Genomic DNA, 16646 nt, shown 5'->3' on the forward strand with positions numbered 1-16646 from the left:
GGCCTCAGCGTTTCGCCCCGCTCAGCTTTAATTGCCGGACCACGCCGTCAACGATCGCCTCGACGGATTCATCGATCGAGACGGTGACGACGTGCTCGCCAGCCTCGGGCGGCTCCAGCGTCGTGAATTGGCTCGTCAGCAGTTCGGGCGGCATGAAATGGCCCTTGCGTTGCGCGAGGCGGGCGGCGATCAGCTCCCTAGTGCCCCTCAGGAAGACGAAGCGGACGTCGTCGCGTCCGCGCAGAAGCACGTCGCGATAGGTGTGCTTCAGCGCCGAGCAGGCGATGATCACGTGCTCGCCTTTATCGCAAACCCGCGCAATCTCGTCGGCGATGGCGTTGAGCCAGGGCCAGCGGTCCTCGTCGGTGAGGGGGTGGCCGGCTCGCATCTTCTCGACATTGCTGGCTGGGTGAAAGCTGTCGCCGTCCTCGAAACGCCAGCCGAGCCGCTGCCCGAGCGCCTCCGCAACCGTACTCTTGCCTGAACCCGACACGCCCATCACGATCAACGCACAAGGTGCTTCAACGCCCGCCACGAATTCCCTCCGGAAGCGCGGCCTGGTCGACCAGCCAGACGGTCTCACCATTCGAGCGCGCGCGTACAGCCGGCAGAGTCTCGCCATTGAGCAGGCGCGTCAAGATCGGCTGCTTGTCGTGCCCGGCAATCTCGAACAGCATTTCGCGGCAGGAGGCCAAGGCGGGCAGGGTCAGCGACACCCGCGGCACGAACGGCGCGACATTGGCCTTGGGGACGCCGACCACCCAGCGTGTGGTCTCCTCGATCGCGGGGTAGCCGGGGAAGAGCGAGGCGGTGTGGCCGTCCGGGCCCGCGCCCATCAGGACCATGTCGAACAGCGGCCGTGCCGGATCGAGGTTTTCGGCGCCGTAGAAGGACTGAAGCTCGCGCGCATAGGCCTCGGCACCCGCTTCGGGGCTTTCAGCCGTGGTGGGGATCGGGTGAATATGCCCGGACGGCGCATTGCGGTCGAGAAAGGTCGCGCGCGCGACTGCCATGTTGTTGAGGGGATCGCTCGAAGGCACGAAACGCTCGTCACCGATGAACCAGTGCACGCGGTCCCACGGGATCTTGCCGCGATACGCCTCGCTGCCGAGCAATTGATAGAGCTTCTTCGGGCTGGAGCCGCCGGTGAGGCAGATCGCAATCCGCCCGGGATTGGCTGATATCCGCGCCATCACCCGTTCGGCTGCGGCCTGCGCCAGCGCCTCGGCATCGGCCTCGACGATCAGCTTCGGCTGGTCGGCCGCTGCCATCACGTAAACTTCCGCCAGCTTCGCCCGTCGCGCCGGAGCAGCTCATCGGCGCAGGCGGGGCCGTCGCTGCCGGCGGGATAGGTCTCGATGCCGTTGGTGCCTTCACTTTTCCAGGCGTCCAGGAACGGCTGCACCGCCTGCCATCCGGCCTCGATGCCGTCTGCGCGCTGGAACAGGATGTTGTCGCCGATCATGCAGTCGTAGATCAGAGTCTCGTAGCCGGTCGAGGGATCGGCGCGGAAATAGTCGCCGTACTTGAACTTCATCTCGACGCCGTCGATGGTGATGCTCGGCCCCGGGATCTTGGCGTTGAACTGCAGCTCGATGGTTTCGGTCGGCGCGATGCCGATGGTGAGGAAGTTCTGCGACAGGCGGTCGACATCCGTGCCTGAGAACATCGACAGCGGCGCCTGCTTGAACTTGATCGCCACTTCCGTGCGTTTGTGGCCGAGCGCCTTGCCGGTGCGCAGATAGAACGGCACGCCGGCCCAGCGCCAATTGTCGATCATCAGCTTCAGCGCGACGAAGGTCTCGGTGGTGCTGCCGGGCTTGACGTCCTCGGTCTTGCGATAGTCCGTGATCTCGTCGTCGCCGATGCGGCCGGCGAGATATTGCGCGCGCACCGAATTCTTCAGCGCCTCTTCCCGGGTCGGCTCCTGGATCGACGTCAGCACGTCGGCCTTTTCGGAGCGCACGGAATGCGCATCGAACCGCGCCGGCGGCTCCATCGCGACCAGCGACATCAGCTGGAACAGATGGTTCGGCACCATGTCGCGCAGTGCGCCGGTGGCATCGTAGAAGCCGCCGCGATGGCCGACGCCGAGCTTCTCCTCCACGGTGATCTGGATGTGGTCGATATGGTTGCGATTCCAGATCGGCTCGAACATGCCGTTGGCAAAGCGCAGCACCAGGATGTTCTGCACCGTCTCCTTGCCGAGATAATGATCGATCCGGTAGATCTGGTGCTCGTCCATGATCTTCAAGAGATCGGCATTCAGCGCCTTGGCTGACGCGAGATCGGTGCCGAACGGCTTTTCGATTACGAGCCGACGCCAGGCGCCGTTCTCCTTCATCATGCCGGTGCGGCCGAGCTCGCGCGCAGTCGGCGCGAACGCGGCAGGCGGCGTTGCCAGATAGAACAGTCGGTTGCCGCCGGTGTCCTGCGCGCATTCCAGCGAATCCAGATGCGCGCGCAAGCGGTCGAAGGAGGGGGGATCCTTCGGATCGGCCTCGACGAAGGTCACGCATTCCAGCAGTTTCCGGGCAATGTCGTCGTCCACGGGACGGGTTGCGAACTGGCGCAGGCCCTTCAACAGGCTGTCGCGCAGCTCGTCATCCGACTGGCGGTTGCGGGCCACGCCGACGACGCAGAACTTCTCCGGCAACAGGTGCTCGGCGGCCAGATTGTAGAGCGACGGCATCACCAGCCGATGGGTAAGGTCACCGGTCGCGCCAAAGATGACGAAGGCGCAATTTTCGGGCTTGGGCTTGGCCTGCGGGTCTTTTGTCACGAATGATCGGCCTTCGCTCTGTTACTTGTTACTTCGGCTCTTATTTGGGTTTCGAAGCGCCCGGCTGCTTCGGCTCCTTGTGGCCGCCGAAACCCGCGCGCATCGCGGAGAGAATTTTTTCGGCGAAGGTGTGTTCCTTGCGGGAACGGAAACGTGTGTAGAGGGCCGCGGTCAAAACTTCGGCCGGTACGGCCTCGTCGATCGCCGCATTCACGGTCCAGCGCCCTTCGCCGGAATCCTCGACGAAGCCGGAATATTCCGCAAGTGCAGGGCTGTCGGCGAGCGCCGTCGAGGTGAGGTCGAGCAGCCAGGATGGGATCACGCTGCCGCGCCGCCACACCTCGGCGATGTCGGCAAGGTCGAAATCGTAGCGATGATCCGCCGGCAACGCCTCGATGTTGGCATTCTTGAGGATGTCGAAACCTTCGGCATAGGCCTGCATCAGGCCGTATTCGATGCCGTTGTGGATCATCTTGACGAAATGGCCGGCGCCCACGGGGCCTGCATGGATGTAGCCCTGCTCGATGCGGGGATCGCGCCCCTCACGTCCCTCCGTGCGCGGAATGTCGCCGGCGCCGGGCGCAAGCGCGGCGAAGATCGGATCGAGCCGGTCGACCACCTGCTTCTCGCCGCCGATCATCATGCAATAGCCGCGGTCGAGCCCCCAGACGCCGCCTGAGGTGCCGACGTCGACATAATGGATGCCGCGCTCCTTCAGCGCCTTGCCGCGGCGGACGTCGTCCTGCCAGAACGTGTTGCCGCCGTCGATGATGACGTCGCCGGCCTGCATCACGGCCGCGATCGTGTCGATCGTCGTCTCGGTGATGTGGCCGGCCGGCAGCATCACCCAGGCCGCGCGCGGCCGCTCCAGTTTGGCGACGAACTCCTCCAGCGTCGCCGAGCCCTGTGCGCCGTCTGCGGCGAGACCCGCGACGGCCTTGGCGTCCTTGTCGTAGACCACGGTCGTATGACCGTGGCGCATCAGGCGGCGAACGATGTTGCCGCCCATCCGGCCGAGGCCGATCATGCCGAGTTGCATCGAGAGATTCCCTTAGTTCAGCGCATCGTTAAGCGCCGCGTTGAGCGCCGCGAGACCTTTCTTGAGCCCGCCCTTGAGGTGGACCCGGAGCGCGCGCCGGCCGCGCTCGGTGAGCACGTCGAAGTCGCCGCGCGCCTGCGCGGCCTTGATCACGCCGAAGCTCGCCTTCTGGCCCGGCACCGACAAGTCCTTGGCATCGTCGGCCGTGATCTGGAGAAACACGCCGCTGTCGGGCCCGCCCTTGTAGGCCTGCCCGGTCGAATGCAGGAAGCGCGGCCCGAACTCGGCGCAGGTCGCGACGTGACGCTTCTCGCGCACTTCGAGACGCATCGTCTGGAGTGCGTCGATCGTCGCCTTGTCGCGCGCGATGTAGCCGAGCAGGGCGACATAGTCGCCACGGCCCGAGCGGGAGAGATGCGCCTTCAGCCACGAGGTGAGGTCGCCGTTGGCGCCAGCGGCGCGCAGCGCCGTGGCGTTGGCCTCGTCGGTGTAGAGATCGGCCTCGTCGGTGCTGACCACCGGCTGTTCGGCCGGCAATGCACCGGTCTTCTCGAACGACGCGGTGAGCTCGCGGGTCTTGATCTTGGCCGCTTCCACGTCCGGCTGGTCGAACGGGTTGATGCCGAGGATGCTGCCAGCGACCGCCGTCGCCATCTCGAAGCGGAAGAACTCCTGACCGAGATGGTCGATCGACTTCATCACGATGCGCACGACGGGATGGCCGGCGGCTTCGACCGCGGCGAGCTTGGAGTCATGCGCGGCGTCCGCTTCGCCTTCGGTGCGAATGTCGATGAAGAAGCGGTCGTTGCCGTAGAGCGCGGGCTCGCCGAGTGGTTCGCCGGCGATCGGGATCAGGCCCTTGCCTTCCTTGCCGGTCGATTCCGCGATCAGCTGTTCGGCCCAGGCGCCGAAATCGGCGATCTTCTTCGACGACAGGATCGTCACCTTGTCGCGCCCTTCGAGGCCGGCGAGGCCCATGGCAAGGCCGAGCTGGACGCCCGGGTTCTCACCTGGCGGCACGTCGGGTCCGCAGGAGCGGGCCATGGAGAGCGCGTGCTTGATCAGCGTATTGACGTCGATGCCCGCGGTCGCCGCCGGCACCAGGCCGAACGGCGAGAGCACCGAATAGCGGCCGCCGATCGAGGGTTCCCCATGGAAGATGCGGGCGTAGTTGAGGCTCTTCGCCGCCTTCTCCAGCGACGAGCCGGGATCGGTCACCGCGATGAAGCGATGGCCGGTCTTCACTTTCGGCCCGACCGCCTGTGCGACGCGTTCGTGGAAATAATCCTTCATCGCGTTCGGCTCGGTGGTCCCGCCGGATTTGCTGGACACGATGAACACGGTGTTGGCGATGTCGATCCTGGCCTCCATTGCCCGGACCTGTGCCGGATCGGTGGAATCCAGCACGTGCAATTTCGGGAAGCCGGACTTCCGCGCAAAAGTCTCGGCCAACACCTCGGGGCCAAGGCTCGATCCACCCATGCCGAGCACGACGGCATCGGAGAACTTTTGGCCCTTCACGCGGCTCGCATAGTCCTCGTAGTCGGCGACGTCGGCCTTCGCCGCGCTGTCGAGCCAGCCGAGCCATTTGTCCTCGTCGGTGCCGGTCCAGACCGATTTGTCGCGCTGCCACAACCTGCGGATCTTTGCCGAGGCGCGCCATTCCTCGGTGGTCTTGGCCACCGCCTTGCCGAGGCCGTCGCCGAGCGAGAGAAGCTGGTGGTCGATCGCAGGCCCGAGCACGGTTGCCCGCTTGTGGGCGACGGCGCCATAGAGCTTGTCGGCGGCATCGGCGAACTGCTTGACGCCGTCCTTGACGAGCTCCTCGGTGATCGCCTCGAGCGAGACGCCGGAGCGTTCCAGTTCTTCCAGCACGCGGCGGGCGTCGTCGACGTTCTCTTCCAGGCTGTCGCGCGGCTTGCCGTGGTCGCGGAACGCGTCGAGCGTCGCCGGCGGCACGGTATTGATGGTGTCGGGGCCGATCAGCTCCTCGACATAGAGGACGTCGCTGTAGTCCTTGTTCTTGGTGCCGGTGGAGGCCCACAGCATCCGCTGCGGCTTGGCGCCCTTGGCGGCGAGCTTGTCCCAGCGCGGGCCGGAAAACAGGCGCTTGTAATCCTGGTAGGCGACCTTGGCGTTGGCGATCGCGACCTTGCCCTTCAGCGCGGCGAGCCGCTCCTTCTCGGATGGATCGTTGGCGCGGGCGATCTTCTCGTCGAGCTGCTTGTCGACGACCGAGTCGATGCGGCTGACGAAGAAGCTCGCGACGCTCGCCACGTGCGACGGGTCGCCGCCGCCGGCGACGTATTTTTCCAGACCGGCGAGATAGGCCTCGGCAACCTGGAGGTAGACGTCCCTGGCGAACAACAGCGTGATGTTGATGCTGATGCCGTCGCCGATCAGCGTCTCGATCGCCGGCAGGCCCTCCGGCGTCGCCGGCACCTTCACCATCAGGTTCTTGCGGTCGACATCCTTCCAGAGCCGCCGCGCCTCGGCGACCGTGCCGGCGGTGTCCATCGCCAGATAGGGCGAAACTTCCAGGCTGACATAGCCGTCGCCGGCCCTCAGGCGGTCATAGACCGGGCGGAGCACGTCCGCGGCGTTCTGGATGTCCTCGATCGCGACGGCCTCGAACAGGTCGGCCACGGTCCGGTCGCCGCGCTTCAGCGCCTTGCCGATCGGGGCGTCATACTCGTCCGAACTGCCGATCGCCTTCTCGAAGATCGACGGGTTGGAGGTGACGCCCTTGACACCGTCGGTGTCGATCAGCCGCTTCAGGTCGCCCTTGGCGATGAAGCCACGGGCCAGGAAGTCCAGCCAGACGGCTTGTCCGTGCTTTTCCAGTTCTTTGACGGGATTCATGATGTTTATTTATCTCCAAGCCTGCGGGCGAGGGGTTTCCGCGCCGGTCCTGACGCGCTATCCTCTAGCCTACATGCTCCCGGGAGGGAACCAATCAAGGGGATAGGCGTCTACCCTCCAGTGTAACTCCGTCGCGATCATGGCGATCCAGGCGGAAGTAGCTGTGTTGCGTAAAAAGTCGTCGGCCGGAACAATGGCCAAGGGCTCGTTACCAACGTAGCCGCTTCGTCTCGTCAGCCCAGTCTGCGTGGAGTGTCATCAGCGGATTACGGTCCGCCTGATAGATCGTCGCTCGGCCGCGAATGGCCATGCTGGGGAAGAGCATGCACGCACATCATGACCGCCTGACGCTCGCTGTTGCCGACAGCCCGCAATCGGTCGCGCCGGCCGCATGCATCGATGCGACCCACGATCTCGAAATCAGCCCATGTACGACCCAACTGCGGCTGCTGGTCGCGGCGGGCTTCGCATTGACCCTGTTCAGCGCGACCCTTGCCTTCGACTGGTGGGACGGTCTGGGCGACTACGATACGACGGTCGGCTATGCCGGCGTCGTGCTGTTCGGCCTGGTGACCGGCCGGCTGATCTGGCTGCTGCCCGCCGAGCGGGGACCGGTGGTGATCGTCACCCCCTATGGCATCCGCGACCTCCGCATCGGCAATGAATTTCTGCTGTGGGACTCGATTGCGGAGGTTTCGACTGAGGAAGGCCGCGGCCACAAGGCGATCGTGCTGACGCTGACGCCGGCCTTGCAGCGGCAGCTCTGCACCATCAGCACCTTGGCGCCCCGCGCGCAGAATGAACGGCAGAATGAACGGCAGAATGAACGGATTGTCATCCCCTCCGAGGGGTTGGCGACCGATTTTGATACACTGCTGCGCGCTTGCCGCGATTGTCATGCTGCGAGCGTTGCGCGCACCGCATTGCAGCAGGAAGATGAACGCGGCACGCAAGGCTTCGCCGTACAAGCGTCATAAGATTGCCGCTCGCAGATCGCTCCATGTTGCAGTGCCGGATGGGCTCATCCCCGGTAATGCCCGGATGTTGCGACCAAGTGACATTTTCTGGAAATGAGCGAAGATAGATACAGATTCGCACAAATTACAGGCATGTGCCTGTTCGTAACTCAACGAGTGCCTACGTTGTGCGTTGCGTCGTGTCGGCACCCGGGTGTCCAATGATCGTCATGTGCTCACGCTGATTCGAAATGGCCTGAGGAACGGTCCGGTAACTGCTTTCGTTTCAGCTTGTGGCGGAACTCACGCGGAGAGGGATCATGTATAACGATTCTCTATTCAACGCTTTCGCTAAGTCGTTCGAGGCGAGAAGCCAACACGACATGTCGATGGCGGAATATCTGGAATCGTGTCGAAGCGATCCCATGAAATACGCGAACGCGGCCGAGCGACTGCTAGCAGCCATCGGTGAGCCCCAGACGATTGACACGGCCAAGGACCCACGCCTTGGCCGTATTTTTTTGAACCGCACCATCCGGACCTATCCGGCCTTCGCCGGCTTCTACGGCATGGAAGAAACCATCGAGCGCATCGTCGGTTTCTTCCGCCACGCGGCGCAGGGGCTCGAAGAGCGCAAGCAGATCCTCTATCTGCTCGGCCCGGTCGGCGGCGGCAAATCCTCGCTCGCCGAGCGGCTCAAGTCGCTGATGGAAGTGCAGCCGATCTACGTGCTCAAAGCCGGCGATGAATTGAGCCCGGTGTTTGAAAGCCCGCTCAGCCTGTTCGATCCCGATCATCTCGGACCGATGCTGGAAGAGAAGTACGGCATTCCGCGCCGTCGCCTCACCGGCCTGATGAGCCCGTGGTGCTACAAGCGGCTGGAAGCCTTCGGCGGTGACATTTCTCAGTTCAGAGTCGCAAAAATCCAGCCGTCGCGGCTGCGCCAGATCGCGGTCTCCAAGACCGAGCCTGGTGACGAGAACAACCAGGACATCTCCTCGCTGGTCGGCAAGGTCGATATCCGCAAGCTCGAGACCTACGCGCAGAACGATCCCGACGCCTACAGCTATTCGGGCGGCCTCAACCGCGCCAACCAGGGCATCCTTGAATTCGTCGAGATGTTCAAGGCGCCGATCAAGATGCTGCACCCGCTGCTCACCGCAACGCAGGAGGGCAACTACATCGGCACCGAGAATATCGGCGCGATCCCGTTCACCGGCGTGATCCTCGCGCACTCGAACGAAGCCGAGTGGTCGAGCTTCAAGGCCAACAAGAACAACGAGGCCTTCATCGACCGCATCTGCGTGATCAAGGTGCCGTACTGCCTCCGGGCCACCGAAGAGCAGAAGATCTACGAAAAGCTGATCCAGGGCTCGGAGCTGGCGGCCGCGCCGTGCGCACCGTCGACCCTGGAGACGTTGGCGCGGTTCTCGGTGATGTCGCGCCTGCGCAAGCACGAGAATTCCACGTTGTTCGGCAAGATGCGGGTCTATGACGGCGAGAGCCTGAAGGAATCCGATCCGAAGGCACGGAGCGTCCAGGAATATCGCGATGCCGCCGGCGTCGACGAGGGCATGGACGGCGTCTCCACCCGCTTCGCCTTCAAGATCCTGGCTGCGACCTTCAACCACGATCCGCAGGAAGTCGCCGCCGACGCCGTGCATCTGATGTACGCGCTGGAGCAGTCGATCCGCCGCGAGCAGCTCCCTGAGGAAGTCGAGAAGCGCTACCTCGAATTCATCAAGGCGGACCTGGCGCCGCGCTACGCCGAGTTCATCGGCAACGAGATCCAGAAAGCCTATCTCGAATCCTACTCGGATTATGGCCAGAACCTGTTCGATCGCTACGTCGACTACGCCGACGCCTGGATCGAGGATCAGGACTTCAAGGATGCCGACACCGGCCAGCTGCTCGATCGCGAGCTTTTGAACCAGGAACTGACCAAAATCGAGAAGCCGGCGGGTATCGCCAACCCGAAGGACTTCCGCAACGAGGTGGTCAAATTCTCGTTACGGTCGCGGGCCCAGAACGGAGGCAAGAATCCGACCTGGATTTCCTACGAGAAGATTCGCGACGTGATCGAAAAGCGGATATTCTCGCAGGTCGAGGACCTGCTTCCGGTCATCTCCTTCGGGTCGAAGAAGGACGGCGAGACGGAGAAGAAGCACGGCGAGTTCGTCGCACGCATGGTGGAGCGCGGCTACACCGAGCGTCAGGTTCGCCGGCTCGTCGAATGGTACATGCGTGTGAAGCAGGCCGGTTGAGGCGGATGGAGCGGATGGAAAAGTGCCCATTCACATTATTGACAGGCGCCTGAATCCAGGCGGCAAGAGTCTTGAGAACCGGCAGCGGTTCTTGCGTCGGGCCAAATCCCTGGTGCAGGGCGCCGTCAAGAAGACCTCGCAGGAACGCGACATCAAGGACGTCCTGGAGGGTGGTGAGGTCACGATACCGCTCGACGGCATGCACGAGCCGCGTTTCCGCCGTGAAGGCGGAACGCGCGACATGGTTTTGCCCGGGAACAAGAAGTTCATCGAGGGCGATTACCTCCAGCGATCCGGCCAGGGCAGCGCCAAGGATTCCGGTCCCGGCGAAGGCGACAGCGAGGACGCGTTCCGCTTCGTCCTCTCCCGCGACGAGTTCGTGGATCTGTTCCTCGACGACCTCGAGCTGCCGGATCTTGCCAAGCGCAAGATCGCGCAGACCGAGAGCGAGGGCATCCAGCGCGCCGGCTACACCACGTCCGGCTCGCCCGCCAACATCTCGGTCAGCCGGACGGTGAAGCTCGCGCTGGCGCGGCGCATCGCGCTCAAGCGTCCCCGCAAGGAGGAGATCGAGGAGCTGGAAGCCGCGATCGCGGCATGCACCAACGAGGACGAGCGTGTGCTGCTGCTCGCCGAGCTCGAAAGGCTGAAGGCGAGAACCAAGCGCATTCCCTTCGTCGATCCGCTCGATATCCGCTACCGCCGCTACGAGAAGGTGCCGCGGCCGGTGGCGCAGGCGGTGATGTTCTGCCTGATGGACGTCTCCGGCTCGATGTCCGAGCACATGAAGGATCTCGCCAAGCGCTTCTACATGCTGCTCTACGTGTTCCTGAAGCGGCGCTACAAGCATGTCGAGATCGTCTTCATCCGCCACACCGACCGCGCCGAGGAGGTGGACGAGCAGACCTTCTTCTACGGTCCGGCCTCGGGCGGCACGCTGGTCTCGAGCGCGCTCCACGCCATGCACGAGATCGTGCGCGAGCGTTTCAATCCGGCGGACTGGAACATCTACGCCGCGCAAGCCTCCGACGGCGACAATTCCTATTCCGACGGCGAGCTCACGGGCATGCTGCTGACCGACAAGATCCTGCCGGTCTGCCAGTTCTTTGCCTATCTCGAGGTCGGGGAGTCCGGCGGCAGCGCCTTCGATCTCTCCGACTCCTCGCTCTGGACCCTCTACGACCGCCTGCGCAACAGCGGCGCACCGCTCTCGATGCGCAAGGTCAGCGAGCGCAGCGAGATCTTCCCGGTGTTCCACGATCTGTTCCAGCGCCGCGAAACTTCCCAGGAGAAAGCCGCTCCATGACGGAACGCTTGTTCGAAGGCGCCGATTGGGATTTCCACACCTTGCAGCGCATCACCGATGCCTGCGAGGAGGTGGCGACGAAGGATCTCGGGCTCGACGTCTATCCGAACCAGATCGAGGTCATCACCGCCGAGCAGATGCTGGATGCCTACTCGTCCGTCGGCATGCCGCTGTTCTACAAGCACTGGTCGTTCGGCAAGCACTTCGCGTTCCACGAGGCCTCGTACCGCAAGGGCCTGATGGGGCTTGCCTATGAGATCGTGATCAACTCCTCGCCCTGCATCTCCTATCTGATGGAGGAGAACACGGCGACGATGCAGACGCTGGTGATCGCCCACGCCGCCTTCGGCCACAACCACTTCTTCAAGAACAACTATCTGTTCAAGCAGTGGACCGACGCCGACGGCATTCTGGACTATCTCGACTTTGCCAAGAACTACGTGATGACCTGCGAGGAGCGCTACGGCCGCGTCGAGGTCGAGCGCACCCTGGATGCCGCGCATGCGCTGATGTCGCACGGCATCGACCGCTATCCCGGCAAGAAGAAGCTGGATCTGCGCGCCGAGGAGAAGCGGGCAGGGCGCCGCCGTCAGCACGAGGAGGAAGTCTTCAACGACCTCTGGCGCACCGTGCCGAAGGGGGCGTCGAAGACCCGCTCGGCGCTCAGCATCGAACGCCGCCGCAAGCTGCTCGGCCTGCCGCAGGAAAACCTGCTCTACTTCCTGGAGAAGAGCGCGCCGCGGCTGGCGCCCTGGCAGCGCGAGCTTTTGCGCATCGTCCGCCACATCGCGCAATATTTCTATCCGCAGAGCCAGACCAAGGTGATGAACGAGGGGACCGCGACCTACGTCCACTATCGCATCATGACCAAGCTGCATCAGCAAGGCCGCATCTCCGACGGCAACTTCCTCGAATTCCTGCAGTCGCACACCAACGTGGTGTTCCAGCCCGAATTCGACGATCCGCGCTTCTCCGGCTTCAATCCCTATGCGCTCGGCTTTGCCGTGATGCAGGACATCGAGCGCATCGTCACCAGGCCGGAAGACGAGGATCGCGAGTGGTTCCCCGACATTGCCGGCAAGAACGACGTGATGGGCGTGCTGCGCGACGTCTGGGCCAACTACCGCGATGAAAGCTTCATCGCGCAGTTCCTGAGCCCGAAGCTGATGCGGCACTTCCGCATGTTCCACCTGCACGACGATCCCGAGGAGCGTGCCGGCATCCGGGTCGATGCCATCCACGACGATCGCGGCTTCCGCCGGGTGCGGCGCGAGCTGGCACGGCAGCATGATGTCGGCTTCATCGACGCCAATATCGAAGTGGTCGACGTCGATCTCTCCGGCGACCGCCGGCTGATCCTGCATCACCACGTCATCAAGGGCTCGCAGCTCAACGAGACCGACGCCAAGCGCGTGCTCCAGCACCTCGCCGATCTCTGGACTTACGACGTCTCACTGATCGAGGTCGATGCCAACGACAAGGTCCTGCGCGAATATGTCGTAAGCCCGCGCCCGATCCCGGCGGCGGCCTGACGCGGCTGGCAAGCTGCTGGAACATCGACGTGGCGGTAGCTCGCCCGCGGCCAATCCTTCGAGACGCCCGCCTCTGGCGGGCCCTCAGGATGAGGACGGAGTGTGCGGGAGCTATGTCGACAGACAGCGCTTCTGCTTAGCCTCATCCTGAGGAGACCGCGGAGCGGTCGTCTCGAAGGACGAGGCGCTTGCTCTGGCCGTCACCAGGAATTTGCATCGACTTGACGTGGTCTAAGCCGATCGCTTCTTCGCCGGCTTCTTCTTGGACCCATTCAGCTCCACCGCCGCGCGGATCAGCGCTTTCAACGCCTTCTCGTTGATCTTTTCGCCTTCGCGAATGTCGATCGCGCGGCGCACGTTTCCGTCGAGGCTGGAATTGAACAGGCCGGCCGGGTCGTCCAGCGCCGCGCCCTTGGCAAAAGTCAGCTTCACGACGGCCTTGTAGGTCTCGCCGGTGCAGATGATGCCGTCGTGCTCCCACACGGGAACGCCGCGCCATTTCCATTCCTCGACGACGTCAGGATCGGCCTGCTTGATCAGGCTGCGGATTCGCCCCAGCATCTCGCCGCGCCAGTCGCCGAGCTCCTTGATCCTGCCGTCGATCATCCTGGAGGGCGAAGCGCCGTCCGTCTTGGTCGCGCTGCTTGTCTTCGCGGTCACAGCCCTCTTCATGATCACGCCTCTTGCCGCGCGCCGCCGCGGCGGCCGACATAGGGCAGCGCGAACATGTAGAGCCCGGTCGCGAGCAATGGAATCAGTGGGACGAATGCCAGCAGCCCGATCCACGTGGCCTGGATTTGCAGCGTCAGGGCAACAATGTTCGCGATCACGGCGAGCGTGAAAGCGATGGACAGCCAGCGATGGATCTGCCGAACCCACATATTCCCGGTCAATGAAACCTCCTCTTGAGATGATCGAATAAAGGCCGGCGACGGACCTAGTCAGCTCGCGCCAGCACCTCGTCCAGCTTGGCGAAAAACTGCTTCCAGCCGGCATGCGCGCCGCCATAGGCCTGCTTCTGGGTCGGGCTGAAGCCCGCCTGCTCGACGCGCAAATGCGTGCCCGCGTTCGTCGGCGTCAGCGTGAAGGTCACCACGCTTTTCAGATCGAACGCCGCGTTCTCATGCGAGAAATTCCAGGTATAGGCGAGCGCGCGCTGCGGCTCGATGGTGAGGACCTCGCAGTCCAGCACGCCGCCCCATTCGCCGCGAAGATTGAAGCGATGTCCCACGACCGGCTTGAAGTCGTTCTTCATCAGCCATTCCTCGATCAGATGCGGCTGCGTCAGCGCGCGCCAGATCCGCTCGGCCGGGAAGGAAAATTCGCGCTCGATCACCACGGAGCGCATCTCGGCGGCAGCTTCGGTCATTGGTCCATCCTCTTCAGGAGATCGTCGAGAGCATCGAGCCGGTTCTGCCAGAAGCCGGCCATCTGGCCGGTCCAGTCGATCAGCGGATTGAGCGCGCCGGGCTGCGCGCTGTAATGGGTCTGGCGTCCTGCATGGCGGTCGCGCACCAGCCCGGCCTGCTTCAGCGCGCCGAGATGTTTTGAGACCGCCGGCTGGGAAACGCCTGACGTCGCCGTCAGTGCCCCGACCGTCTGCTCGCCCTCCCGGCATAGCCGCTCGAAGATCGCCCTCCGGGTCGGATCGGCGAGCGTCCTGAACAGAAGATCGTGCGCGGCGGACATGTGAAATCCATAACCCATAAGTTATGGATTAACTCATAACCGTAGAGTTATGGATAAGTCAAGCCGGAGAATGGAAGACTTCGACGCCTAAGGCCGCAGGTAGAGATAACCCTGCGACTGGAGCTCGGCCAAACGGACCACGCCGCCCTTCTCCGCGCTGACGAAGCCCGGCAGCAAACCCGTCAGCGTGACGTTCTGCGCCTTCATAGTGTTGGCGCACGCCGCGAGCTCGACACCGTCCTTGGAGAAATCGCCGACGCGCTTGCCGACGTCGGGGTTGGCCTGTGCCCGGTGAAACGCCTTCAGCGCCGGCCCGTGAATCACCAGCGCGATGGTGACGTGTTGGGGACCGCCGACGCCGTCAACGTGGTTCTGGATGTTGCCGAGCACGAAATTGACCTTCTCGGCGTCGCTCAGGTGATAGACGACCTTGAGCTTGTTGCCCGCGCCGACTTCCGTCGCGGCCTTCGCGCTGGAGCCGCCAAGCGCCGCGCCCAGGGCCGAGACGGCGCTCCACAAGATGCTCCGGCGGTTCATGGCGATCTCCCTCGACTGGCCTGATTTCGCCGAGGCCTATCACTTGTGACGCAGCGCGGCGAGTTCCTTGCGGTCCGTCACCAGCGAGGCGCATTCGCGGTTGTCGGTGCGGTCGAGGCGGAAAATGCCGTCGTCGGCACCAGCGACCAGCGATTGCTCGGCTTCGTCGTCCGGCTTGTTGTTCTGCCAGACCCTGACCCGCGCCAGCCGTACGATCGCCGACTTGTCGTCCCTGGAGAGCGCAACGCCGATACCGCCGCCTTCGCAGTCGACACCGCAGCCGAGCCGGATCTCGGTGCCGTCCTTGGTGAAAACAGCGTGGTTACAGGAGCCACTGGAGTCGAAATCGCCGGAGCGATGGCGGTATCTGAAGCCGAGCCGGAAGGAGTTGTGGAGCTCCTTGTCCTCCTTGTCCAATTCCGCCGAGACCAGCAGCTTCATCGAGGCGACCTTCTGCTTCGGATGCCGCGCCAGATGTGCGGCATCGTAGCGGCGGACGAAGCAGGCATAGGCCTTGCTGCCGGGTGTCCCGGCATACATGCGCGTGTTGAAGGTTTCGGCCTCGGCCTTGGTCGCCTCGCGGATATCGTCGGCCTCCTCGGCGCGTGCGGCGCCGACGAAGGCGGCAAGGACAAGCGGAAGGAGCAGGGCAAGCCTCATGATCGCACCGGGCGCGCGAACCATTGACGGCCGCATCGGAGGGGGGTGAGAGCCGACTGGCGGTTAGTCGCAAGCCGGACGCCGCGCGTTCAAGTGCCGATGCCTTGCATTCCCGTGGGCAGCCTCGCGCAAGGTTCCAGTCCTAATAACTCGGGAGAAGGGGCGTTCGTAAACCCAGGGTTGCTGCAAAAGGCTGGTGGCGGTCGAACATGTCCGTAGGTCAGAACTTGCCCAACATTACGATCGGCTATTCCCGGGGACGGCTGCTGGTGTTTTTCGGCGCCGGTCTGCTGCTGTCGCTGCTCTGCGCTGCGCTCGCATTCATGTGGCAGCAAGGCAAGAACATCACCACGTTCGAGGTCGCCGCCTGCTATGTCGGTGCGGTGTTTTTCGGCCTCGCCACCTTCAGGATGCTCTGGAGGTTGATCTCGGCCAGGTCGCCGGTCGTCTTCATCAGCCGTGTCGGCATTCGCGACCTCAGGCTCGCCGACGAGACCATCGCTTGGAGCTCCGTGCGGAAGATACAGATCTGGGAGCAGCGCCTGCAGAAGTTCGTGGTGCTCAAGCTCGATCCCCTTGTCGCCGGGCGATTCTCCGGGGGCTTCCTGAGGCGTGCCTTGTCGCTGATGAACAAGACGCTTGGCGCTGACAGCGTGATCGTCAATGCGGGCGGCCTGACCATGGACGTCAAGACATTGCTCGAGACCTGCAAGCAATATTGGGGTGCCGGACGACCGGCCCCTTCGGACCACTCCGTGCCGGAGCCTGAACCGGAGCCCGAGGCTGTCAGCTGAAGCGGGCGAGGATTCGCCTGCATCGGGTAAGATGCCGCGCATCGCAGCGGCGGTCGAAGCAGGCATAGGCTGCGTTGCCGAGTGGTCGCGCGAGCCTTAGTCCGCCGTCGGTCCGAGAAGGTTCAATCCTTGCGGCGCTTCTGCCCGGGAACTCGGCGCCGCTGATTTCTGCGAGATTGTCGCGGATCATCAATGTGATAGTCTTCACAGACAGCTGAAATTCGA

General features: G+C 63.7%; 16 protein-coding genes. 5 read left to right on the forward strand and 11 right to left on the reverse strand.

The annotated features are described in order from the left end of the window. Positions 1-4 precede the first annotated feature (4 nt). The 5 genes from AB7Z56_RS08365 to AB7Z56_RS08385 are packed head-to-tail and all read right to left on the reverse strand — an operon-like array spanning position 5 to position 6683. The gene (locus AB7Z56_RS08365) at positions 5-535 is read right to left on the reverse strand and encodes a gluconokinase (protein WP_014492792.1); all 531 of its coding nucleotides are present in this window, start codon (positions 533-535) and stop codon (positions 5-7) included. Further along, positions 522-1271: a 6-phosphogluconolactonase gene (gene pgl, locus AB7Z56_RS08370; RefSeq protein WP_063981407.1), complete on the reverse strand. Its 750-nt coding sequence runs from the start codon at positions 1269-1271 to the stop codon at positions 522-524. The genes AB7Z56_RS08365 and pgl overlap by 14 nt, the downstream gene beginning before the upstream one ends. Beyond that, a complete protein-coding gene (gene zwf / locus AB7Z56_RS08375) occupies positions 1271-2782 on the reverse strand; it encodes a glucose-6-phosphate dehydrogenase (RefSeq protein WP_063981408.1) in 1512 nt (503 codons plus the stop codon). The genes pgl and zwf overlap by 1 nt, the downstream gene beginning before the upstream one ends. Positions 2783-2822: 40 nt before the next feature. Further along, on the reverse strand, positions 2823-3821 hold the full coding sequence (gnd, locus tag AB7Z56_RS08380; protein WP_028160653.1) for a phosphogluconate dehydrogenase (NAD(+)-dependent, decarboxylating): 999 nt from the start codon (positions 3819-3821) through the stop codon (positions 2823-2825). A 12-nt stretch (positions 3822-3833) separates the two neighbouring features. Beyond that, a complete protein-coding gene (locus tag AB7Z56_RS08385; RefSeq protein WP_063981409.1) occupies positions 3834-6683 on the reverse strand; it encodes a bifunctional transaldolase/phosoglucose isomerase in 2850 nt (949 codons plus the stop codon). 302 nt (positions 6684-6985) lie between these two features. On the opposite strand from AB7Z56_RS08385, the gene AB7Z56_RS08390 reads away from it, so the two are divergent. The 4 genes from AB7Z56_RS08390 to AB7Z56_RS08405 all read left to right on the forward strand — a co-directional run bounded on the left by AB7Z56_RS08390 (position 6986) and on the right by AB7Z56_RS08405 (position 12741). Then, complete coding sequence (locus AB7Z56_RS08390) at positions 6986-7660, forward strand: STM3941 family protein (protein WP_283017522.1); 675 nt, start codon at positions 6986-6988, stop codon at positions 7658-7660. A 299-nt stretch (positions 7661-7959) separates the two neighbouring features. Then, the gene (locus AB7Z56_RS08395; RefSeq protein WP_063981411.1) at positions 7960-9903 is read left to right on the forward strand and encodes a PrkA family serine protein kinase; all 1944 of its coding nucleotides are present in this window, start codon (positions 7960-7962) and stop codon (positions 9901-9903) included. A 22-nt stretch (positions 9904-9925) separates the two neighbouring features. Continuing rightward, positions 9926-11209 (forward strand): YeaH/YhbH family protein, encoded by a 1284-nt coding sequence (locus tag AB7Z56_RS08400; RefSeq protein ID WP_063981412.1) that lies wholly within the window; start codon positions 9926-9928, stop codon positions 11207-11209. After that, the gene (locus tag AB7Z56_RS08405) at positions 11206-12741 is read left to right on the forward strand and encodes a SpoVR family protein (RefSeq protein ID WP_028147051.1); all 1536 of its coding nucleotides are present in this window, start codon (positions 11206-11208) and stop codon (positions 12739-12741) included. Before AB7Z56_RS08400 ends, AB7Z56_RS08405 begins: the two co-directional genes overlap by 4 nt. A 231-nt stretch (positions 12742-12972) precedes the next feature. On the opposite strand, the gene AB7Z56_RS08410 is transcribed toward AB7Z56_RS08405, so the two are convergent. The 6 genes from AB7Z56_RS08410 to AB7Z56_RS08435 form a co-directional block, all read right to left on the reverse strand. Next, positions 12973-13413, reverse strand: a complete 441-nt coding sequence (locus AB7Z56_RS08410) for a DUF1801 domain-containing protein (protein ID WP_063986127.1) — start codon at positions 13411-13413, stop codon at positions 12973-12975. A 2-nt stretch (positions 13414-13415) separates the two neighbouring features. Then, a complete protein-coding gene (locus AB7Z56_RS08415; protein ID WP_063981413.1) occupies positions 13416-13634 on the reverse strand; it encodes a hypothetical protein in 219 nt (72 codons plus the stop codon). A gap of 44 nt (positions 13635-13678) precedes the next feature. Beyond that, on the reverse strand, positions 13679-14110 hold the full coding sequence (locus AB7Z56_RS08420) for an SRPBCC family protein (protein ID WP_063981414.1): 432 nt from the start codon (positions 14108-14110) through the stop codon (positions 13679-13681). Beyond that, entirely contained in the window at positions 14107-14430 is a 324-nt protein-coding gene (locus AB7Z56_RS08425; RefSeq protein WP_028147048.1) for an ArsR/SmtB family transcription factor, read from the reverse strand. The genes AB7Z56_RS08420 and AB7Z56_RS08425 overlap by 4 nt, the downstream gene beginning before the upstream one ends. Positions 14431-14517: 87 nt before the next feature. Beyond that, positions 14518-14967, reverse strand: a complete 450-nt coding sequence (locus tag AB7Z56_RS08430) for a DsrE family protein (protein ID WP_063981415.1) — start codon at positions 14965-14967, stop codon at positions 14518-14520. A gap of 39 nt (positions 14968-15006) precedes the next feature. After that, a complete protein-coding gene (locus AB7Z56_RS08435; RefSeq protein ID WP_063986128.1) occupies positions 15007-15627 on the reverse strand; it encodes a hypothetical protein in 621 nt (206 codons plus the stop codon). A 209-nt stretch (positions 15628-15836) separates the two neighbouring features. Between AB7Z56_RS08435 and AB7Z56_RS08440 the strand changes: the two genes are divergently transcribed. After that, positions 15837-16421 carry an STM3941 family protein gene (locus tag AB7Z56_RS08440; protein WP_063981416.1) on the forward strand — a complete coding sequence of 195 codons (585 nt, stop codon included), beginning with the start codon at positions 15837-15839 and terminating at the stop codon, positions 16419-16421. The last annotated feature ends 225 nt before the right edge of the window (positions 16422-16646 follow it).

It is taken from the genome of Bradyrhizobium sp. 482_C4_N1_8, assembly GCF_052075965.1.
GTDB classification, from domain to species: Bacteria; Pseudomonadota; Alphaproteobacteria; order Rhizobiales; family Xanthobacteraceae; genus Bradyrhizobium; species Bradyrhizobium barranii.